Raw genomic sequence first — 21,879 nt, forward strand, 5'->3', positions numbered from 1 at the left:
TACAAAAAAGTCTCATTGTAAACAAGGCTTTTTCGTCACTTTAAACGCAAAAGCCCCATACCAGAGGTACAGGGCTTTTGCTTTCTCAATTAAGTTTTGCAGACTTTGGTCAAGCTCTTTATCAGGCTGAGGTCTGCATTGCCGGCGCCGGAGGAACCATCGTCTGGGGCGGCGGCATTGAAGCTGCGAATGCTTCATCGGAGAGCGGTTCAGGCATTCTGAGCAGCGCTCTGCGGAGCACTTCCTCAATGCGCTTCACCGGAACGATCTCGAGACCCTTGAGGGCATCCTCATTGATCTCGGTGAGATCCTTCATGTTTTCCTCAGGGATGAGCACCGTCTTCACGTTGCCGCGCTGGGCCGCAAGAAGCTTCTCCTTGAGGCCGCCGATCGGGAGCACCTCGCCGCGGAGCGTAATCTCGCCCGTCATGGCAATGTCGGAGCGCACCGGAATATGGGTGAGCGTCGACACCATGGCCGTCGTGATTGCCGCGCCGGCCGAAGGACCGTCCTTCGGAATGGCGCCTTCAGGGAAATGAATGTGCCAGTCGGTATTGGCGAAGATATCCGGACGGAGCCCGAGCATCTGAGCGCGGGAGCGAACAACCGAGCGCGCCGCCTCGACCGATTCCTTCATCACGTCGCCGAGCATGCCGGTGCGGAGCACCTGGCCCTTGCCGGGGAAGGCAACGGCTTCAATCGTCAGAATATCGCCGCCCACCTCAGACCAGGAGAGGCCGTTCACGATGCCGACCTGCGGCTCGCGCTGAGCAACCGTGATGCTGAAGCGGCGCACGCCGAGATACTTCTCGAGGTTCTTTTCGTCGACAACGATCGGAAGCTCAGGCTTCTTATCCTTGCCGGCTTCGAGTTCCGTGAGAACGATCTTGCGCAGGATCTTGCCGATCGCGCGCTCAAGCGCACGCACGCCCGCTTCGCGGGTGTAGTAGCGGATGATGTCGCGCACGGCGCCTTCGGTGATTTTGGCTTCCGTTTCCTTCACGCCATTGGCGCGCATCTGCTTGGGCACAAGGTGCCTCAGAGCAATGTGCACCTTTTCGTCCTCGGTATAGCCGGAGAGCGAAATCACTTCCATGCGGTCGAGAAGCGCCGGCGGAATGTCGTAGCTGTTCGAGGTCGCGACGAAGAGCACGTCCGAGAGATCGAACGGGCATTCGACGTAATGATCCTCGAAGGCATTGTTCTGTTCCGGATCAAGCACTTCAAGGAGCGCCGAGGCAGGGTCGCCCCTGTGGTTGGCGCCGATCTTGTCGATTTCGTCAAGAAGGAAGAGCGGATTCTTCACCTTGGCCTTGATCAGATGCTTGATCACCTGACCCGGCATTGCGCCCACGTACGTACGGCGATGACCGCGGATTTCCGCTTCGTCGGAAACGCCGCCCAAAGCCATGCGGACGTATTCGCGGTTCGTCGCTCTTGCGATCGAGCGGCCAAGCGAGGTCTTGCCGACGCCCGGGCCGCCGACGAGGCAGAGAATGGGCGACTTAACCTTGCCGACGCGCTTCTGCACGGCAAGATATTCGAGAATGCGTTCCTTCACCTTCTCGAGTCCCCAGTGATCCTCGTCGAGCACGCGGCGGGCACGAGCAATGTCGTGCGACACGCGGCTCTTCTTCTTCCACGGAATATCGAGCAGCGTGTCGACGTAGCTGCGCACGACCGAAGCTTCGGCCGACGAGGGCGGCATGCTCTTCAGGCGCTTCAATTCCGAAAGCGCGGCGCTTTCCGCCGCTTCCGGCATTTTGGCCTCGCGAACCTTGCGTTCAAGAGCAACGTCCTCGTCTTCTCCGTCCTCGCCTTCGCCCTCGATGCCGAGCTCCTTCTTAATGGCCTTCATCTGCTCATTAAGGTAGTACTCGCGCTGGTTCTTCTCCATCTGTCCCTTGACGCGAAGCTGAATGCGCTTCTCGATCTGGCCGCTTTCGAGTTCGCGGTCAAGAACGCCGATCAGGAGTTCGAAGCGCGCAACAGGACTTGCCGCACGCAGGTACTCGAGTCGTTCAGGGGTCGTCAGCGGAATGAAGGAAGCCGCAATGTCGCATGCGCGCAGCGGATCCTTCTCTTCGAGCACGGCTTTCAGATGGTCGGGCGAGAATTTCTTGACGTTCGAGGCATATTCCTGGAGAGACTTCAGGAGCGTGCGCGAATAGGCGGCAAGATCGTCCGAAGGGGAAATTTCCGGCTGGAGAATCTCCGCTTCGGCCTTGAAGAACCCGGACGCATCAATCCACTTCGTGACGCGGCAGCGTTCCGTGCCGTGCACAAGCGCCTTGACGGAACCATCAGGGAGGCGCAGCAGCTGATCAATTTCGCCGCTCACGGCGACGTCCCAGAAATCTTCGGGAGTCGGCGTGTCGACGCCCTTGTCGCGCTGCGTCAAAAGGATCACCCGCCCGGAATGAATGCGCATGGCGGCTTCGGCAGCCAGAACTGAGAGCGGACGGCCCATGAAGACCGTCGTCATCGAGTTCGGAATGACCACCATGTCGCGCAGCGGGATAACAGGCAGGGGCCCGATCACCGCCGGATTCTCTGCGGAAAGGGTTGAATTCTGATTGTTCAAAGCTATTAGCCCCAAAAAATAGGATGTGTAATGACTATATGGGGTCAGGCGGCAGTTTTTTCAACTGCCGCCCGGGTAATACCGCAATCCCCGTTCGGAAAGGAGGATTTGCCGGAGTGAAGTTAACTCGCTGCAGGCGCTTCAGCTGCCGGGGCAGCGCCGCCATCGGAGCGCAGAATGAGTTCGGGACGGCTCTTGCCGGAAACGGCATCCTCCGTCACTACGACCTTCGCCACGTCCTTGCGGCCGGGAACCTCAAACATGGTGTCGAGGAGAATCCCTTCAATGATGGAGCGCAGACCGCGGGCGCCCGTCTTGCGCTCAATCGCCTGATGCGCGATTGCCTTAAGCGCCTCGGGCGTGAATTCAATCTCCACGTCCTCCATTTTGAAAAGCACCTTGTACTGCCGCACGATGGCGTTTTTCGGCTTCGTGAGAATTTCGATGAGCGCCTTTTCATCGAGCTCATCAAGGACCGTGATCACCGGGAGGCGGCCGACGAGTTCAGGAATAAGGCCGTACTTGACGAGGTCGGACGTATCGATCTGGTGGTAGAGCTCGCTCAAATCGTGATCGCGCTTCCCGATTACCGTGCCGGAGAAGCCGATTTCGCTCTTTTCGGTACGGTGGCGGACAATGCGTTCCATGCCGTCGAAGGCGCCGCCGCAGATGAAGAGAATCTGCGAGGTGTCGACTTCCATCATGGGCTTGCCGGGATTTTTGCGGCCGCCCTTGACGGGCATCGAGGCGATCGTGCCTTCAACGAGCTTGAGGAGCGCCTGCTGCACGCCTTCGCCCGAAACATCGCGCGTGATCGAGGGGTTCTCGCTCTTTCTCGCGATCTTGTCGATTTCGTCGAGATAGATGATGCCCTTCTGAGCGCGCTCGATATTGCCGTCGGCAGCCTGAACCAGCTTGGCGACGATGTTTTCAACGTCTTCGCCGACATAGCCCGCTTCGGTGAGCGTCGTCGCATCGGCAATCGCGAAGGGGACGTCGAGCGCGCGGGCGAGAGTCTGCGCGAGAAGCGTTTTGCCCGAACCCGTCGGGCCGACGAGAAGGACGTTCGACTTCTGCAGCTCAACCTTGTCCTCAAGGTTCTTGAGGTGCTTGTCCTGCTGCGTCATGAGGCGCTTGTAGTGGTTGAAGACCGCCACGGCGAGCGTGCGCTTGGCGCGTTCCTGACCAATCACGTAGCTGTCGAGAAGCTCGTAAAGCTCGCGCGGCGTCGGCACTTTTTTCGGAAAGACTTCCTTTTCGGCGGCGTCGCCCTGAGCGTCCTCGCCCTCGGTCTTTTGCGCATCCTTGCCTGGCACTTCAACCTTCAGTTCCGCAGCCATTGCGCGAACGCATTCGCCGCAGAGAAGTTCTCCATGAAGGCCCTGAAAGAGCGCAGAACACTGCGACTCGTCGCGGCCGCAGAAGGAGCAGTAGCGTTTTGCCATTATTTAATTTCCCTGACGGGAGCCGCTTCAGCGCGAAGCCGGCTGCCGTCGTCTTTCGTCCGCAGAGATATTTTGATATTCAGGTGAAAAGTCTTTTCTCACCCCTCTTCGAACGAGATAACTGTTTGTCGTCTGCTCTCCCCGAAAGCTTCAATAGGGAAGTCTTGCGGGGAAAGTCGCGGTGGATTAATCAGCGTCTCTTCACATTTCCGCGCGCGTCGTGAGCACGCGGTCGATGAGGCCGTACTCGAGCGCTTCCTGAGCGCTCATGAAGTTGTCGCGGTCGGTGTCGCGGACAAGCTCTTCATACGTGCGCCCGGTGAAGCCCGCCATCAGTTCATTCATCTGACGCTTGATGAGCGTGAGCTGACGCGCACGGATCTCCACGTCGCTCGCCTGGCCTTCGGCGCCGCCGAGCGGCTGATGAATCATGATGCGGGAGTGCGGAAGCGCATAGCGCTTGCCCTTTTCGCCGGCGGCAAGCAGGAATGCGCCCATGGATGCGGCCATGCCGAGGCAGATCGTATTCACCTTCGGGCGGATGAAGCGCATCGTGTCGAAGATCGACATGCCGGCGGAAACGGAGCCGCCGGGACTGTTGATGTAAAGCGAAATATCCTTGTCCGGATCCTCGCTTTCCAGGAAGAGAAGCTGGGCAACAACGAGCGAAGCCGTCTGATCATTCACTTCGCTCGTGAGAAAGATGATGCGATCGCGAAGCAGACGGGAATAAATGTCGAAGCTGCGCTCTGCGCGGCCGGAACTCTCAACAACGATAGGAACAAGAGACATTGGATTCTTTACTGGTTTTTCTGTTTGTAGAAGCTTTGCGGATCCTGACGGGACCCGGAAGCTGCAGCATTGCTGCTGAATGTGCCGCTCATTATCGCGAATCAGTGAGGCCCGTGCAGTAACGAGACATCTCAAAACGCGCAGTCAGAAAATAACAAAGGCGCCCGCAGGCGCCCTTGCAGAATTCTATCGGATTCTTGCCTGATGCCTGCAGATTTGCGCTCTAACAGCGCAAATCTGCAGGAGAAGCTCAAAACCGAAGATTTTGGGAGTGCTTCAGTTAGAAAGCACCCGACATCACCTTGTCGAATTCAACGGTTTCGTCCGTCGTGTCGGCGTGGGCGAGGAGCCAGTCGCAGACGTTCTTCTGCTGAACCTGAGCGCCGAGGTTCATGCGGGAGTTGCGGTCCGTCGTAAGGTACTGCTCAACTTCAGCCGGGTTCTCGTAGGAGGAAGCGATGACCTTGGCGCGTTCAGCGATCTGCTCGTTGGTCGCCTGAAGCTTTTCCTTCGCAACGAGGTCTTCCGTGAAGAGACCAAGGCGAACGCGCTTCTCGGCATTTTCCTGGAACATGGATTCCGGGAAGTCCTTGAGCGAAACCTTGGCGCCGCGCTGCTTCATCGTTTCAGCGAACTGCTCGGCCATGGCGTGGCGTTCCTGAGCGACGATGGAGGTCGGGATCGGGTACGTCAGAGCGCCGGCGAGGGCTTCGAACGTCTCGGCTTCAGTCTTCTGCGTGAGGCGGAATTCGACTTCGCGCTCGAGGTTCGTGCGGATGGCGGCGCGCATCGACTCAACGCTCTCTTCGCCGAGGGACTTCGCGAAATCATCGGTGATTTCGGGAATGTGGGCGAGTTCGATGTTGGTGAGCTCAACCTCGAACTGAACCTTGGCGCCGTTGAGTTCGGCCGGGCCGTAGTTTTCCGGGAAGGTCATGTCGAAGGTCTTCTTTTCGCCCTTCTTCATGCCGGTGACGGCAGCGTCGAAGTCGGCGAGCATGCGGCCGTCGCCGAGAACGAACTGGAAGCCGTCAGCCTTGCCGCCGGCGAATTCAACGCCGTCCTTCGTGCCGCGGAAGTTGACCGTGACGCGGTCGTCCTTCTGGGCCGGGCGGTCTTCCTCGAGCGGGCCGTAGGTGACGCGCTGACGGGCCATGACGTCGAGCGTCTTCTGGACGGCGGCGTCATCAACGGTGCAGCTGTAGCGCTTCAGGAGAAGCGTCTTGAAATCGGGGTAGACGATTTCGGGGAAGACTTCGAAGACGGCCTTGAACTTCATGTCCTCGGAGTCCTTTTCGCCTTCGAGAGCCTCGATGCGGGGCTGGCAGGCGATGGCGAGGCCGGATTCCTGAGCAGCCTTCGACCAGGCCTGACCGACGAGCTCATTGAGCGCCTGATCAAAAGCGCGCATGCCGTACATCTGCTCGACCTGAGCCATCGGAACATGGCCCTTGCGGAAGCCGGGCATGCGGGCATCCTTCGCATAGTTGCGAAGGTACTTCTGGGAGAGCGTGCGAACTTCAGCGGCAGGAACCGTGAGCTCGAGCGAACGTTCGAGCGGATTCACCGCCGGCGTTTCTTCCTTGGGAGCCTCAGTCTGTTCAGCAGCCTGTTCAATCTTTTCTTCAGTCATTGCTTTGATCTTTACTGAAAGTTCGGAAACCTTCCCGAGCACGCAGGATTCGTTTTGGAAAGCTGCTTGAGCCCAAGAGTCCGAGAAGTTGGAAAATCCGTCCGGATGCACTGTGCCGCTAGCAACAGCCACAACCCGGGCGGTTTGAATGAATTCTGTTCCGAGGCAGTCATCAGACTCTTTGCGTCCGGACTGCCCCAAATTCGAAGCTTTACATTATACCCAAGCGAAAAGAGGTGCATTCTCTGCGGGTTAGCTAAACTTCTGCCCTTGTTGATTTTTTCCTCTGCGCGTCTCTCCGAGTCAACTATGTCCGCCCGCCTTTGCTGCTCGCTTTTCCTTAGTGCCCTTCTGCTTGCCGGATGCGCCGTTCCTCCGGCAGATCAGTCTGATATTTCATCCATTCAGACCACCGCTGAAAAAAAGGGGACTCAGTCTCTGCGTCGGGAACCCTCGCAGTACGAGCTTCGAATTACGGAAGTAGGCAACCGCATGCGTGCTGCCTGCGTTGCCGAAGCCTTTCAGCCCTATTTCCGCAAATCCGCCTGCCTGCCCAACGGCATCACGGAAGCGATGCTCAGCGACCGCACGCGGATTACGCGCGAGCAGCGCCGCGCTGCGGAAGGCGTCTTTGAGCTCACGCATGAACTCAACGAGGAAACGCGCCGCATCATGATTGAAACCGGCACGCCTGAGGAGGCGAGGATTGCCGAAGAGTCCCGCACGCTGAGCGACCCCCGGATTGAGGCAATGCAGGAGGGACTTCTCACGGGAACGCTCACCTGGGGTGAATACAACATGAGGCGGCTGGAGCTTTTTGAAGAAATCCAGCGCCGCAGAGCGCTTCTCGGAGCCGAATAGCCGGCTCGCGCTTTCTTATTTTCAGCGATTTCCTATAGAATTGCTCTTCCCTTCAGGGAGCGCGAGTGGCGAAATTGGTAGACGCACCAGGTTTAGGTCCTGACGCCTCTGGCGTGCCGGTTCGAGTCCGGCCTCGCGCACCAGATTACTGCATTTAGCGGTATCGAGAGGCATTAAACACAACAGGTAGTGCATAAGACGCCCCGTAAGACCGTAAGATTTTCGACGATTTACGAATTTTTTACGAACGATTTACGAACGAAGGGACGACATGGCTACCATCAGAAAACTTCCGTCAGGAGTTTTTCAAGCTCAGGTCTGCGTCAACGGCGTCAGGAAATCAAAAACGTTCCCCCGGTCATCAGACGCCAAGAGATGGGCGGCCCCCATCGCTTTATCTATGGTCGAAGGCGGACATCCGGATGCGGCTAAGCCGCTCCGGGAATTCATTGAAGAGCACGCCGCGCACATCAGCAAAGTGCACAAGCACCCACGGCACGAAAAGGCCGTGCTCGGATACCTGCTTGAAGACCCGCTCGCAGACCTCAGAACAGGAGATGTCACCAGTAAGGACATCAACGCCTGGATAGACCGCAGGCGGACGATCCCATCAAGGACCACCGGCGTCATCGTCAAAGAAAGCACGATTGCCCGACAAAAACAGATCATCTCAAGCATGTTCGCCGGCCTTGTCCGGCGCGGCATCATCAAAGAGAACCCCTGCTCCGGATCTGAGAAAGTCTCTGACGCGCTACCGCGCGAGCGCACGGCCAGCCAGGAAGACATTGAACGGCTAAAGATTGTCGCTCAGTGGGAAGAAGGGGAAGCTCCTAAGACAAAAATGCAACGCGTGTGCGCAGCGTTCGTCCTCTCTTGTCTCACCGACATGCGGGCCGGAGAGATGATGCGCATCGAGCGCACATGGATCCACGGGAACACGATCCGACTCCCGGCAGAAGCCACCAAAACTGCAACCGCCAGAACCCTCATCCTCTGCGATAGAGCAAAGAAGATACTAGATGATGTATGCGCACTAGGTTTCGAGCCAACAATTTGGGATTTAGAGGATGGAACGCGCGATGCTCTCTGGCGAAAGATTCGCGACCAGGCGGATCTCAGAAACGTCTATGACAGTCACGGCAGATTGATCCGGCAAGGACTCACCTTCCACGACGGCCGCGCGACCTTCTGCACCTGGGCGGCCTCTCCCGGCCCAGACGGTGCTCCGCGCATGGATGTTATGTCTCTATCCAGACAGACCGGCCACAAGAACCTCAAGATGTTGATGCGCTACTACCGGCCGCGCATGGAAGACTTCATTGAGAGGCTTAATAAATAAAGGTTAACCCTTAACCCGTTGAGGCTGATCACAAAAAAATGCATCACCTGTCGGGATCCGTAGAATGTGAAAGCCCCCGACGCAGTGACGTGCGCCGAGGGCCGAATGACTTTTGTACGAGAGTAACAACAACTCAAACGAACAGGCAAGTCTCCCCAGTTTTGACACTATTAAGCACGTTGACGAAAACGGATCGGAATACTGGTTAGCTCGAGAGCTTTATACCCTTCTTGGGTACAGTAGATGGCAAAGATTTCTGCCGGTCATCAACAAGGCAAAAGAAGCCTGTATTTCCCTAAAAATCAATGTTGATGACCATTTTACCAACATGGGTAAAATGGTCGATCTAGGAAGTGGGTCGGCTCGAGAAGTCGATGACATTGCACTTTCTCGATACGCCTGCTATCTCATTGTTCAGAATGGTGATCCTAGCAAACCCGTCATTGCTGCCGGACAGACTTACTTCGCCGTCCAAACTCGTCGTCAGGAAATTGCAGACGCTGAGGCTTTTCAGCGTCTCAGTGAGGATGAAAGGCGGTTGCTTCAACGTAGCCAGATCAAAGAACAAAATAAGAAACTCTTCGCCGCGGCTCACGATGCCGGTATTGAGACAAACATAGAGTACGGGGCTTTTCAGAACAGCGGTTATCGAGGGCTCTACAACGGTCTGGATAAATCGGACATCCACAAGCGTAAGGGCTTGAAGAAAAGTCACGACATTCTTGATTACATGGGTAGCGAAGAACTGGCCGCCAATCTCTTCAGAACAACTCAGACCGAAGCGAAGCTGAAGCGCGACAACATCAAGGGGAAAGCACAGGCGAACCAAACGCACTTCAACGTTGGGAAAGCCGTTCGGAAAACGATTGCGGATCTGGGAGGGACAATGCCGGAAGATCTGCCTACGCCGGAAAAAGGAATTCCTCAGCTAGAACGCGAGCGAAACAAACGACTAGGCATGTCAAAGCCTAGGACAAAGTTGATTCGAAAGAAATAAAGCTTGCCCCGGGGATTAATCCTCGGGGTTTTTCATGTCTACTTCCCGTACATGGCGTAAACCCGTGACAGAGCCGCCGGCGAACGATGCGACGAGGGCCATAAAAGCAAGTACGAACTTCCACTTCACGAGACAAACCTCGTCATCACGTAATAAATGCCAGTCAGCAAGAGGAGCGCCAAATTGGCAGCCAAATCAAGGCCGCTATAATTTCAACCATGGATAACTTCTGACCGAAGTTGAATCTAAAAGCCGCACGGGAACCAGCCGCGCGGCTTTTATTTTGCCGTCAATCGGGGAGCGGCACCTTTTCAATCTGCGCTCTCTCACGCAAAATCTCGTCGTAGCGCTCCATTACCCAAAGTTGTTCCCAGAGCAACTGCGGTGGGCACGTGGGTTCAAAGTCCAATTCACCACGAGAAAGTTTCTCAAGCATCGCGCGAAGTTTCCCCGCACGTTCCCGAAGCTCAGTTTCTTCCTTCACAAAGCGTTCTTCCCAAGGTTTCATTTCATCCTCTATTTACATGGCCGCCTCTTCCCAAACGTCATACCCAAGCCCTCAGCCTCAGCCTCAGCGCCGCACTCATGGCGAGCAATCGCACGGGCCAAATCGAGAGATATCAGCGGATCAACGTCCACGTGCAAGCGCTCATCCGGATCACGACGGCATGCAGATGCCACCGAGAGCACATAAGAGCGCGTGTCGTTCTCTGAGGGCGGAGCCCAACGCTCAACGATCTGGCGAATGGTCTTGCAGGCCTCGCTTCTCGACATACGTGTGCAGAAGCTTCAGGAGCGCGCGGCAACCCTTCATTTTTTTGAGGAACGCTCATCTTCTGCAGACGCGCTCCCGACAAAAAAGCCTCTGACCCGAAAGCAGAGGCTTTTTGTGTTTTCCGACCTGGTGCGGACTAGCGGGAGTTATTTCCTCCTGCGTCCACCTGGGGGCAAAAGCAATTAGTGCTTCGCCTCGTGGTCGTGGCCGCAGCAGCAGCCCTTCTTTTCTTCGTGATCGTGGTCATGACCGCAGCAGCACTCGCCTTCGCCATGATGGTGATGGTGACCGCCGCAGCCGCATTCACCTTCCTCGTGGTGATGGTGGCCGCCGCAGCCGCATTCCTCATGATCGTGGTCATGTCCGCCGCAGCAGCATTCGCCTTCGCCGTGATGGTGGTGATGACCGCCGCAACCGCAGCCGCATTCCTCTTCTTCATGGTGATGGTGGCCGCCGCAGCCGCACTCCTCGTGATCATGGTCATGCCCGCCGCAGCAGCACTCGCCTTCGCCGTGATGATGATGGTGGTGACCGCCGCAGCCGCATTCGCCTTCCTCATGGTGATGGTGGTGGCCGCAACCGCAGCCGCACTCATCTTCATCATGATGGTGATGATGTCCGCCGCAGCCACAGCCGCAGCCGCACCCGCCTTCAGGTTCGCGGAACTGAATCGGATCAAAGGGTTCCTCGGCTTCCGTCACTTCGAGACCCACCATCTGAAGCATCTTGGCGAGGTTCGGGAGCGGAAGAACGGAGAAGCCCTCATCAATCTGGGCAAGACGAACGCCGCGGTTGATGAGCGCGCCGGCAGCCTCGCGGAGGACGTTGAGGTCGCCCGTAACGTGGAGCACCTTCTCAACGGCCGGACGAACGGCCCAGAAAGCACCGGTTTCATCAACGAAGAGATCATCGACCTCGAGCGGGCGCAGATCAGCAGCAGCCACGCCCACCGTCACATCGCCCGTCGGGGTATGGATGGTCTGCGGGAGCTCCGCGCGCTGCGCGGAGGTGAGGGGAAGCGGATGAGCCTTGTCAAGGAGAGTCTGCGCGGGAGCAGCCTGCGCGGGAAGAAGCTTGGTAAGCGTCGTCATGGAAATACTGTCCTGAAATATCAGGGTTCCCGAAGCTTCGCTGAAGCAGCAAGAACCCGAACTAAAAAACTTGTCTATTGTACGAAAAGGAACGGCAGGCCGGCCTCCGTCTTTCGGACTGTGGCTTTTGCCTGTGCGCTACGGGAAAATTGCCGCCAGCGCGTCCGCAAGGCGGTCGACCGCAATAACCTCGAGCCCTTCAATCGGCTGCTTGGGCGCATTGGCGCGCGGAATGAGCGCCTTCGAAAACCCAAGCTTCGCAGCTTCTCTCAACCGTTCCTGACCTCTCGGGGCCGGTCGGATTTCGCCTGCAAGCCCGACTTCGCCGAAGATGACGAGGCCGCGCTCGAGAGGCTTGTCGCGCCAGCTCGAGCAGATGGCTGCAAGCACGGCAAGGTCCACAGCGGTTTCAGAGATCTTCACGCCGCCCACGGCATTGACGAATACGTCCTGATCAAAGAGCGCGACGCCCGCATGCCGGTGAAGAACGGCGAGGAGCATCGCGAGCCTCTGATTGTCGACGCCAACCGCGAGACGGCGCGGCGCCGGCGAATGCGTTTCGTCGACGAGCGCCTGAATTTCAACGAGGAGCGGCCGCGTGCCTTCCTGCGTGACGAGAACCGTGGAGCCCGGGATGTTCGACTTGTATTCCGAAAGGAAAATCGCCGAAGGATTCGTCACGCCCCTCAGTCCGTGATCCGTCATCGCGAAGACGCCGAGTTCGTTCACGGCGCCGAAGCGATTTTTGAATGCCCGCACGAGACGGAAGTTCGAATGGGTGTCGCCCTCGAAGTAGAGCACCGTATCGACGATGTGCTCGAGAATGCGGGGGCCGGCAAGGGCGCCGTCCTTCGTGACGTGCCCCACGAAAAAAAGCGTGGCGCCTGTGGTCTTCGCGATGCGCGTGAGTCTTGCCGCGCATTCGCGCACCTGAGAAACCGATCCCGGAGCGCTGTCGAGCGCCCCCGAAAAGAGCGTCTGAATCGAGTCGATCACGACGAATTCGGGCTTCTTTTCCGTAATCACCGCTTCGATGTGCTCGAGCTCAATCTCGCTCATGAGCTGCAGCCCCTGAAGCGGAAGCTGCAGGCGCTGTGCGCGAAGCGCAATCTGACCTGCGCTCTCCTCGCCCGAAACGTAGACGCATCTGACCCCGCCCGCAACGAGCCGCGCCATGACCTGCAGAAGCAGTGTGGATTTGCCGATCCCGGGGTCGCCGCCGATGAGGGAAACACCGCCCCGAACGAGGCCGCCTCCCATAACGCGGTCGAATTCAGAGAGCCCCGTGACGACGCGCGGCGCCTCTTCAGCCGTTACGTCGGCAAGATCCTGCAGCGCCCCGGTCGTATCAACGAAGCCGCGTCCCGCGCGCTTATCCGTACCGTAGCGCCCGGCCGCACCGGTCGGAACCTTGAATTCCTGGAGCGTATTCCATGCGCGGCAATGCGGGCACTGGCCCTGCCACTTGACGGTCGTACCGCCGCATTCGGAGCAGACAAACTCAACCTTATCGCGCTTCGCCATCAGGCATCCTCTCTCAGAACGATCGGCACGCGGCGCGCGAGCGCGCAGATGAGTTCATACCCGATCGTGCCGCAGCAGGCGGCAACGCGGTTGACGGGAAGGTGCCGTCCCCAGAGCTCGACGCGGCTCCCGAGCTTCGCTGCCGGGATGTCGGTGATGTCGATTTCAAGCATGTCCATCGAGACCGAGCCCGTCAAGGGCGCGATCTGCCCCTCAACCCAGACGGGCGAGCCGTCCGGCATGGAGCGGGGATAACCGTCGGCGTAGCCGCAGGCCACCACCGCAATGCGGGAATGGCGTTTGGCAATCCAGCGCGAGCCGTACCCCACGGCCTCTCCCGCCGGAATTTCCTGAATCGCGATGATCTTCGCGGCAAGCGTCATTGCCGGAATGATGCCGAGCTCTTCAGAAGAAATATGACTGTCGGGGCTGACGCCGTAGAGTGCGACGCCCGCGCGCACCGCCTCGCCTCCCACCTCCGGGTGAAAGAGAATGGCGGCGGAATTCGCCATGCAGGCCGCCGCTCCTCCGCGCGCGAGCCGGCCCATTCGGGCGAGCTGCTTCTCGACCGTAGCCGGGCGGTCGCCGAAATAGGTTGGTTCGGCATTCGCAAAATGCGTGACGACATCCATCACGCGCACGCCGGGAATTGAGGTGAGTTCGTCATAGACGGCATTCACTTCCACCGGGAGGAACCCCAGCCGGTTCATGCCGGAATTCACCTTGATGTGGCAGCGCACATCCTTCACGCCCGCCTTTCTGAGGAGATCAATCTGCCAGAAGGAATGAATGACGGTCTCGACCTTCAGCGACTCGAGCCGCTCAATGTCGGAGGCGTCGAAAAAGCCTTCAAGGAGAAGAATTCTCTTCTGCCAGCGGCAGCGGCGTGCGAGCTCGGCATCGCAGAGGTCGATCGTGGCGAGGCCGTCCGCATCGGCAAAGGCCGTCACGGCATTTTCGAGCCCGTGGCCATAAGCATTCGCCTTCACGACTGCCCAGAGCGTGCGGCCCTCGGCCTTGCTTCGCATCACGCTCAGATTGTGGCGCAGGGCATGGAGATCAATTTCAGCAAATATTGGGCGCGGCACGGCTTTATGAAGCTCCGGGGAAATAAGAACAAAGGAGAAATTTTCGCACCTTGCCGCTCAGTTCGCCTTTTTCTCTTTCGCAACGATCTGTAATGACCGCCGCACGCCCGGCGCGGAAGCGCTCAGAATGCCTTCTCAGGACGACGGGAGTCAACGTTTGTTAGACTCTCCCGATTCAATAATTGCTGGGCTTTTCAATGAATCGCGGCTTTTACACCATCATGGCGGCGCAGTTTCTGTCCTCGCTTGCGGACAATGCGCTTCTCATTGCTGCCATTGCGCTCCTCACGAGCCTGGGCGCGCCCGACTGGCAGACGCCGCTCCTCAAGCTCTTTTTCGTTGTGAGCTACGTTCTTCTCGCGGCCTGGGTCGGCATCTTCGCCGACTCGATGCCCAAGGGCCGCGTCATGTTCCTCACGAACGCCCTGAAGGCAGTCGGCTGCCTCCTCATGCTTTTCGGAGGCCATCCGCTTCTTGCCTACGCGATTGTCGGCATCGGCGCCGCTGCCTATTCCCCGGCCAAGTACGGCATCCTCACGGAGCTTCTTCCTGCCGAGAAGCTCGTCGTCGCGAACGGCTGGATTGAGGGCCTGACCGTCGGCTCCATCATCCTCGGCGTCGTGCTCGGCGGCGTCCTCATCCGCCCCGAAGTCGCCCAGCCGATTCTTTCCGTCTTCCACCTCAATGCGATCGGTCTCGCGAGCTTTGCCGAAGGCGCCATTTTTGCGATCACCTTCGTCTACATTGCCGCTGCGCTCGTCAACCTTGCCATTCCGGATACGGGCGCGCGCTACCCGAAGCAGAAGTTTGATCCGTACGATTCGATCAAGGGGTTCCTCAGAAGCTGCTCGCTCCTCTGGCACGACCGTCTCGGGCAGATTTCGCTCTCCGTCACGACGCTTTTCTGGGGCGCCGGTGCAGTGCTGCAGTTCCTCGTTCTCAAGTGGTGCGAGCACGCTCTCGGCATGAACCTTTCCGAAGGCGCCATCATGCAGGCCGTGGTGAGCCTCGGCATTGCCGTGGGCGCCGTGCTCGCCGCCGCGCGCGTTCCGCTCAAAAGCTCCCTCAAGGTGCTCCCGATGGGGATCTGCATGGGCATTCTCGTCACCATCATGGCCTTCTACACGCGCGACTGGGCGCCGGCGGGCGGACTCGCGCTCTTCGGGTTCTCGCTCTCCTGGGCGACCCTCATTGCCGCAGCGGGCATGATTGCCGTCGGCATCTGCGCGGGCTACTTCGTCGTTCCCATGAATGCGCTTCTGCAGCACCGCGGCCACGTGCTCATGAGCGCCGGCCGCTCGATTGCCGTGCAGAACTTCAACGAAAACCTTTCCATTCTCGTGATGCTCGGCGTCTATGCGCTCCTCATCAAGGCCGATCTCTCGGTCCCGATGACGATGCTTCTTTTCGGCGCCTTCGTCATGGTCTCCATGGCGCTTGTGATCGTGAAGCACATGCGCAACCAGAAGGAATTCGACAGCACGCATCTGATCGGCGAAGAGAAGCGCCATTAAGGAGCTTTTGGCCGTCAGCGGCCTCAATCCCGAAACGCCTCGCAAAGCTCATGCGCTAAGCGAGGCGTTTTTCTTTTTCGCGTCAATCCCGCTCGAGCCTTCTTACGCCCGGGCCGGAAATGTCGCTCAGACCCGACGAGCCTCTCGGCTTCACCGTGATCTGCACCCCCACGCGCTCCCGAACCGCCGGAACGTGGCTGATGAGGCCGATGAGCTTTCCGGAAGTCTGCTGCAGCATCTCGAGCGCATTCAAGGCTTTAGAGAGCGATACCGGGTCGAGCGACCCGAAGCCTTCATCAAGAAAGAGCGTATCGACGCGCATCCGGTTCGTGCTGATGCGCGATAGCGACAGTGCGAGCGCAAGCGACACCATGAAGGTTTCGCCCCCCGAAAGATTGAAGGACGTTCGCTCGATCCCTGCGAGCTCAAGATCCCTCACCGCAAGGTCGAGTCCGTTCTCGCCCCGGGCGATGAGTTCGTAGCGGCTCTGCATCTGCCTCAGAATCAAATTCGCTTCATGAAGAAGGAGTTCAAAGGTGAGCTTCTGCGCGGCCTGCCGGAAGCGGGCGCCGTCCTTGCTGCCGATGAGCGCATTAAGCCGCGTCCAGAGAAGAACCGTTTTCTCGGCCTTCCCGAGCGCTTCGGCAGCGTCCCTCGCCTTTGATCTCGCATCATCGTCCGCTTGAAGCCGCGCTTCAAGGCTTCCCTTAAGCTCAAGCGCCGCCTTCATTTTTCCGTCTGCCTCCAATTCCTCGGCTGCAAGGTCTTCAGGAGGGCAATCCCTGCGGGGGGCCTCAAGGAGCTTTTCCTCCGCCTCGCGGGCGCTCTGCGCTTCCTTTTGAGCTCCGGCCCGGCGAAGGTCGTGCGCGCGGATCCCGGCTTCAAGCGCCTCAATCTCTTCCCGCGGGAGGAATGCGCTCTTCACTTCCTGTTCGTTCGCAAAGCCAGCCTTCAGGAGAGCCGCCTCGAGCGCTGCCGCCGCATCTGCCGCAGCATCCTCGTATTCCCTGCGGGCCTTTTCCTCGGCTTCGCGCCTGAGCGCTGCCGCCTGAAGGGCATTAACCGCCTCCTGATGAAGCGTCCCGGTCTTTCGCGTCAAGCGGATGCATTCCGAGAGCTTCGTCTGAAGAGCCTCTCTTTCCGCCTTCGGATTGCGCTCTCCGAAACGCTCTTTTCTTTCAGCGCTCTCATGATTGAAGCGTTGAGATGCGTCTTCGAAAATCGTCCGGGCTTCCTTCCGGTCGAGCGCGAGCTCTGCCGTCTTTTTATCGGCCTCAATTCTCCGGGCTGAGGCCGAAGCGGCCTGCACCCGGGCGCGCTGCAGCGCCTCGAGCGCTTCACGGACAGCCTGAGAGCGCCCGAGGAGCTTTTCCGCGTCCGCGACGGCATCCGTCATTTGCCAGTCTTCCGGCATATAAGCCGCCATGCGCGCCTGAAGGGCATCGAACCTGCCCGCAACGTCCTTTTCCCTGTCTCCAAGGAGCTCATTCTTCGCACGGACATCGGCAGATTTCTGCGCAAAGGCTTCATCGGCCCGCATGGCGGCGCGGTTCGCCTTCTGCACCTCCGCCTCTTTTTCCTTTTCCCGCTTCTGAAGGTCTTCAAGCGCCGCCTGCGCAGCGCCCGCCTCAAGAGACCACCCTTCGACGCCGTCAAGGCGCTCCTCAATATCCTCTCTCCTTTCTTTTTCGAGGCTTCCCCAGTCGCGAAGAAGCTTCAGCCTGCGGTCTAAGAGAACCTTCCTGGCCTCCTGCGGCATGCCGGACGCAAATACGAGGAGCCGATCGGTTTCATGAAGCCAGTCCTTCGCCCAGAGTTTTCCCGTGAGTTCACGGGCTTCAGCGATTTTCTGCGAGAGCGCATTTCCTGAAAATGCAATCCCCGCCTCTCTCTGAGCCTGGGCGACCTCGCCCCGGAGAGCTTCGAGAGCCTTCTCCTCTCGATCAGCATCCTCGTGCTTCCTCTCGCGCGCGAGAGAATATTTCCTCAGTTCTTTCTCAAGCGCCGCAAGGCTTTCCCGATCCCGTCCGAGCTCGAGAGAAAGCTTATGCGTCTCCCTGGCCTGTTCAACAAAAAGCGGAGCCTCCGCGACAAGCGGCTGATCCGCCGCGCGGGTCTTCATTTCCTCAAGAAGCCTCGCCTCTTCCGCCTTCGCTTTTCCTTCCGCTTCCCCGAGCGCCCCGGCTTCCCTTTCGGATAGTGCGAGCCTCCTCTCGGCAGCCTTCATGCGCTTCAGAGCTTCATCACTGCGGAGCTCCAGGACTTCGATCGATTTGTCCATGGCTTCGATCTGCCCGAGTTCCGGCTCTGCATTCTGAAGCCCGTCGCCCGCATTCTTTTCAGCCTCCTCCGCTTCCCTGAGAGCTTTCGCGAGGACTTGAGCCCGTCCTTCGGCTTCGAGGGCCTCGGAAGCGAACTTTTCGGCATTCTTCCCGTGGAGCGTTGCTTCCGCAAGCGCCTTCTCCCGGACGCTGATGAGCTGCGCGGGCTCGGCCGCGCGTCTTGCATCGGCCGCACGCGTTCTTTCACCCTGAAGCCTTTCGCGCTCAGCTTCGAGGCTTTCGAGCTCATGATCCGCACGAGCCTTCCTCGAGCGCGCCTCAATGAGGGATTTCGACCAGGCAATGTCGAGCTTCAGTTCCTGAAGGGCTTTGGAGAAGGACTCAGCCTCCGCCTTCGTCTTCTGAAGATCCGCCTCGGCCGAGCTGCGGTCCTCATCAGAAAGCACCTCAACGCTTCTCATGCGCTCCTCAAGGAGCACCTTCTTTTCCTTTTCTTCGGTCATGCGCTCGAAGACCCGTTCGCCTATCAGGGTGTAGATCTCGGTCCCCGTAATTTTCTCGAGGATTTCCGCCCGGTCGCGGTTGTTCGCGCGAAGAAGCTCCGCGAAAGCCCCCTGAGCGAGCATCGCGCTTCTCGTGAAGGCCTTCAGATTCATGCCGAGAATGCGCTCGAGCGCGAGCTTCCACTCGCCCTTCTGCTCGGCAATGATTTCGCCGTCAACCGCTTCGGGCGAGGCAAGGCGGACGAGCTCCACCTCGTCGCCCGAAATCCTGCCCGTGCGCTTCACGCGCCGCGACCAGCGCGAGCGGTAGACGGCGCCGAAGGATTCAAAGGTCACCTGCGCGCTTGTCTGATCGGTGTTCTTCGTGAGCACCATGCAGGCGTCGTCCTTCTTCGCGGTCTGGGCGCGCTCCTCCATGCGGGGCGTCGTGCCGTAGAGCGCAAGCGTCACCGCGTCGAGGATGGAGGTCTTGCCGCTCCCCGTGGGGCCGCAGATTGCAAAGATGCCGCTCTCGCGGAATTCCGGCGCGCGGAAGTCGATTTCATGCACGCCGCCCAGCGAATTCACATTCTCGATTCTCAGCTTCAGCAGTCTCATTCCCCGTCCTCCTCTGCGCTTTTTTCTCCCTGCGCGAGCTTCTCGCGCACCTTTGCCTTCTTTTCCCGCTCCAGGATCTCGGCGCGTTCAAGCGCCTCGAGAAAGAGGGGCGTGAGGGCCTCGCGCTCCTCGTCGGTCACGGCGTTGGCTTCCAGTACGGATTTGAAGACCCCGTCGGGCGAAATGTCGTCAAGGCTCTTCACGGGGCCCGCGTCTCCGGTTCCGTCAAGGATGAGCTTCGGCCTCACGGCAGAAAGATTGACGCCCGCTTCGCCCGCAGCGCGGCCGAGTTCGGAAACAAGGATCCCGGCATCCATGGGGTCGCCTTCGTAAATCGCCTCAAGAATGGCGCCGGGCGATTCGCTGCCGGCAGCCTCAATTTTTGCCATGAGTTCCCCCAGGTTTCCCCGGATGCGCATCACCCGGCGCGGCTGCGGGACTTCGATTTCGGTTTCCGTGAGGTTCCTTCCGTCAAGCTCGAGCTCGACGACGACATGCCTGTCGCCGGCGCCGCCGATGTCGAGCGCGAGCGGCGACCCCGAATAACGAACCGGTATTTCCGCGGCAACCTTCTGCGCGCGGTGAATGTGCCCGAGCGCAACATAGTCCCAGGCGCTTCCGAAAACGGCTGCGGAGACGTTTCTGAGGCTCCCCACATAGACGCCGCCGTCGGAGCCTTCGTCCGGCCCCGCAACCTTTGCTCCGGTCACGAAGAGATGCCCCGAGGCGATCATCGGGACCTCAGCGCCCGAAAGCGCAGTTTTGAGCGCTTCGAGCGCCTTTGCGTAGTGCTCGCCGATGCCGCGCCCCCAGGCGGCCGCCCGGGCGGCGTCGGTGTCGTTTTCGCCCGAAAGACGCACGTCGCCTTCGCGCAGATAAGGCACGGCCGCAATGCCGAGAAGGGGCGTGCCGTCCTTATCCCGGATGACGCAGACCTCTTTTTCAGCGGTGCTTCCCGCCACAAAGGTTCTCACTACCGAGAGGAGCTCCCGCGGAGCGCGCAGAAAGCGCTGCGAATCATGATTTCCGGCAGTAATGACGATTTGCCTGAGGCTCGTCTTCGCGGCTTCCGTGAGAAAGCTGTAGTAGAGGCGCTGTGCGTCCGCTGACGGCATTGTCGTGTCGAAGATGTCGCCGGCAACGAGGAGAACGTCAATGGATCGGGCTTCAATAATCCCGAGAAGCCACCTGAGAAATGCTCTGTAGTCGGCCGTTCTGTCGACGTCGGCGAGCGTTTTGCCGAGATGCCAGTCCGATGTGTGAAGGACGCGGATGGTTTTATGAGACATGCGTGCTTTCGTTCCTGAAAGAAATTCGATTCAGACGAAAGTCTAGCCGCCTCATGCGGCAGAATGCGACGCAGCGAATCCGGCTGACGGCTTCAGGTCAGCCCGCCCTGACTGCGGACTCAACCCCCGCCCGGGTGCTTTCGGAGAGAGCGCTCCTCGCGGCATTGGCGCCGGCAATGCGCCCGAAAACGATGGCGCCCGAGAGCCCGAGGTTGTCGAAGCGCTCGCGCCCCCAGAGGCCGCCCGCCGCTTCGCCCGCGGCATAAAGCCTCGGGATGAGTCCGCCCTTCTTCGATTCGACGCGCGACGCGGCGTCGACGGCAATGCCGCCAGGCGTGCCGTGATAGGCCGGACGCACCTTGATCGAATAAAAGGGCTTCATCGTGAAGGAAGCCGATGCAAGGGGTCTCTCGAAAGCGCAGTCGTGCAGGCACCGGGTTCTCCGGCAGCAGTCGAGCGTCGCCGCAAGCGTGCTGAAGTCCGCATCGATCGTGGCGGAAAGCTCCAGAATGGAATCGTCCGAATGGAAGTAGACCGGAGAAAGAAGATCGTCCCTCAGGGACCGCGCCGTCGCGCTCGAACGGTCGATGAGAAGCCAGGCGCTTGCGCCGGGCTGCTCGAGCATCGCCTCGGAAATCACTTCGGGTTCGGCGAGTTCGTTCACGAACCGCTTCCCGTCGGCATTGACGAGAATGGCGCCCTCGCGCCTCAGGGCCATCGGAATGATTTCTCCCGAAAGCGGCAGCGTCGTCGGCTGCATCACGACGGAGTCGAGGTCAAGGAACTTGGCGCCCAGGTTGTTGGCGAGCCTGAGGCCATCCCCCGTCGCGGAAGCGGCGTTCGTCGTCATGAGCACGGGCGCCTTGGGACAGAGCCTCGAAACCGCTTCAAGACTTCCGGCGAAGCCTCCGGTCGCGATGACGACGTCACGGGCTTCAACGAGAACGGATCTGCCGTCGGCGCTGTCGGCATGGATGAAGAGCGATGATCCCGCCGCGCCCGGCTCGAGCTCAATCGCCCTCATCCGGGTGAGAACCGGGATGTTGTGCTGTTCGGCGCGGTAGAGCAGATGCCTCATGACCTCCACGCCGAGCGGGACCTGATTGGACGGCCGGCACTCCCAGATATGCTTAAGGCCGAAGCCCTCAGTGCGTTCCGAGAGGTTGCAGCCGAGCGACTCAAGCCACTTCACGGCATCGGGAGACCCTTCGATCAGAATGCGGCTCAGGTCTTCGTGACCCGTCTTTCCGCGCGCGAGAACCTGCTTCAGGAACGCCTCGCGTTCGCTCACGATCTCGCTTCTCTCCTTTGCCGACCGGACATCCTTCGGATCCTCGGCATAAAGCATCGCTTCGCAGGCGAGCAGAGAGTTCCCGCCCACCATCGGCATTTTTTCAACGACAAGGACGCGCGCGCCCGCTTCATGCGCGGCAATGGCCGCGGCAAGCCCGGCCGCCCCGCCGCCGATCACGGCGACATCGCACGAGAAGTTGCAGCAATCCGGCCTTTCGGCCGCCTTGAGTGAAGCGGTAAGCGCCGGCACTCCGAGACAGCCCGCAAGGGCG

Annotated in this window: 15 protein-coding genes and 1 tRNA gene; 5 read left to right on the top strand and 11 right to left on the bottom strand. The window is 59.4% G+C overall.

The window, feature by feature from the left end; genetic code table 11:
* Positions 1-121 precede the first annotated feature (121 nt).
* The 4 genes from lon to tig form a co-directional block, all read right to left on the bottom strand.
* Positions 122-2,584, bottom strand: coding sequence for an endopeptidase La (lon, locus tag Q0106_RS11545; RefSeq protein WP_297613151.1), 2,463 nt, complete (start codon positions 2,582-2,584; stop codon positions 122-124).
* A 122-nt stretch (positions 2,585-2,706) separates the two neighbouring features.
* A complete protein-coding gene (clpX, locus tag Q0106_RS11550; protein WP_297613154.1) occupies positions 2,707-4,029 on the bottom strand; it encodes an ATP-dependent Clp protease ATP-binding subunit ClpX in 1,323 nt (440 codons plus the stop codon).
* A 201-nt stretch (positions 4,030-4,230) separates the two neighbouring features.
* Positions 4,231-4,821: an ATP-dependent Clp endopeptidase proteolytic subunit ClpP gene (gene clpP, locus Q0106_RS11555; RefSeq protein WP_139687710.1), complete on the bottom strand. Its 591-nt coding sequence runs from the start codon at positions 4,819-4,821 to the stop codon at positions 4,231-4,233.
* A gap of 280 nt (positions 4,822-5,101) precedes the next feature.
* On the bottom strand, positions 5,102-6,454 hold the full coding sequence (gene tig / locus Q0106_RS11560; protein ID WP_297613158.1) for a trigger factor: 1,353 nt from the start codon (positions 6,452-6,454) through the stop codon (positions 5,102-5,104).
* Between the two features lie 309 nt (positions 6,455-6,763).
* Here tig and Q0106_RS11565 point away from each other — a divergent pair, with 309 nt between their 5' ends.
* The 4 genes from Q0106_RS11565 to dinD all read left to right on the top strand — a co-directional run bounded on the left by Q0106_RS11565 (position 6,764) and on the right by dinD (position 9,651).
* Positions 6,764-7,315, top strand: coding sequence for a hypothetical protein (locus tag Q0106_RS11565; RefSeq protein WP_297613161.1), 552 nt, complete (start codon positions 6,764-6,766; stop codon positions 7,313-7,315).
* A 59-nt stretch (positions 7,316-7,374) separates the two neighbouring features.
* Positions 7,375-7,458 (top strand) — tRNA-Leu (locus Q0106_RS11570).
* 128 nt (positions 7,459-7,586) lie between these two features.
* Positions 7,587-8,654: a site-specific integrase gene (locus tag Q0106_RS11575; RefSeq protein ID WP_297613164.1), complete on the top strand. Its 1,068-nt coding sequence runs from the start codon at positions 7,587-7,589 to the stop codon at positions 8,652-8,654.
* A gap of 112 nt (positions 8,655-8,766) precedes the next feature.
* Positions 8,767-9,651, top strand: a complete 885-nt coding sequence (gene dinD, locus Q0106_RS11580; RefSeq protein ID WP_297613167.1) for a DNA damage-inducible protein D — start codon at positions 8,767-8,769, stop codon at positions 9,649-9,651.
* A 289-nt stretch (positions 9,652-9,940) separates the two neighbouring features.
* Here dinD and Q0106_RS11585 read toward each other — a convergent pair whose 3' ends face one another.
* From Q0106_RS11585 to alr, 4 genes are all read right to left on the bottom strand, one after another.
* The gene (locus Q0106_RS11585) at positions 9,941-10,159 is read right to left on the bottom strand and encodes a hypothetical protein (protein ID WP_297613170.1); all 219 of its coding nucleotides are present in this window, start codon (positions 10,157-10,159) and stop codon (positions 9,941-9,943) included.
* A 449-nt stretch (positions 10,160-10,608) separates the two neighbouring features.
* Positions 10,609-11,517: a hypothetical protein gene (locus Q0106_RS11590; RefSeq protein WP_297613173.1), complete on the bottom strand. Its 909-nt coding sequence runs from the start codon at positions 11,515-11,517 to the stop codon at positions 10,609-10,611.
* A 138-nt stretch (positions 11,518-11,655) separates the two neighbouring features.
* On the bottom strand, positions 11,656-13,041 hold the full coding sequence (radA, locus tag Q0106_RS11595; RefSeq protein WP_297613176.1) for a DNA repair protein RadA: 1,386 nt from the start codon (positions 13,039-13,041) through the stop codon (positions 11,656-11,658).
* Positions 13,041-14,129: an alanine racemase gene (alr, locus tag Q0106_RS11600; protein WP_297613178.1), complete on the bottom strand. Its 1,089-nt coding sequence runs from the start codon at positions 14,127-14,129 to the stop codon at positions 13,041-13,043. Before alr ends, radA begins: the two co-directional genes overlap by 1 nt.
* A 197-nt stretch (positions 14,130-14,326) precedes the next feature.
* Here alr and lplT point away from each other — a divergent pair, with 197 nt between their 5' ends.
* Positions 14,327-15,643: a lysophospholipid transporter LplT gene (gene lplT / locus Q0106_RS11605; protein ID WP_297613180.1), complete on the top strand. Its 1,317-nt coding sequence runs from the start codon at positions 14,327-14,329 to the stop codon at positions 15,641-15,643.
* An 82-nt stretch (positions 15,644-15,725) separates the two neighbouring features.
* On the opposite strand, the gene Q0106_RS11610 is transcribed toward lplT, so the two are convergent.
* The 3 genes from Q0106_RS11610 to Q0106_RS11620 form a co-directional block, all read right to left on the bottom strand.
* Positions 15,726-19,025, bottom strand: a complete 3,300-nt coding sequence (locus tag Q0106_RS11610; RefSeq protein ID WP_297613182.1) for an AAA family ATPase — start codon at positions 19,023-19,025, stop codon at positions 15,726-15,728.
* Positions 19,022-20,314, bottom strand: a complete 1,293-nt coding sequence (sbcD, locus tag Q0106_RS11615; RefSeq protein WP_297613184.1) for an exonuclease subunit SbcD — start codon at positions 20,312-20,314, stop codon at positions 19,022-19,024. Before sbcD ends, Q0106_RS11610 begins: the two co-directional genes overlap by 4 nt.
* Before the next feature lie 97 nt (positions 20,315-20,411).
* Positions 20,412-21,857 carry an FAD-dependent oxidoreductase gene (locus Q0106_RS11620; RefSeq protein ID WP_297613186.1) on the bottom strand — a complete coding sequence of 482 codons (1,446 nt, stop codon included), beginning with the start codon at positions 21,855-21,857 and terminating at the stop codon, positions 20,412-20,414.
* Positions 21,858-21,879 lie beyond the last annotated feature (22 nt).

The organism is uncultured Sutterella sp., from assembly GCF_937923675.1.
Taxonomy (GTDB): Bacteria; Pseudomonadota; Gammaproteobacteria; order Burkholderiales; family Burkholderiaceae_F; genus Sutterella.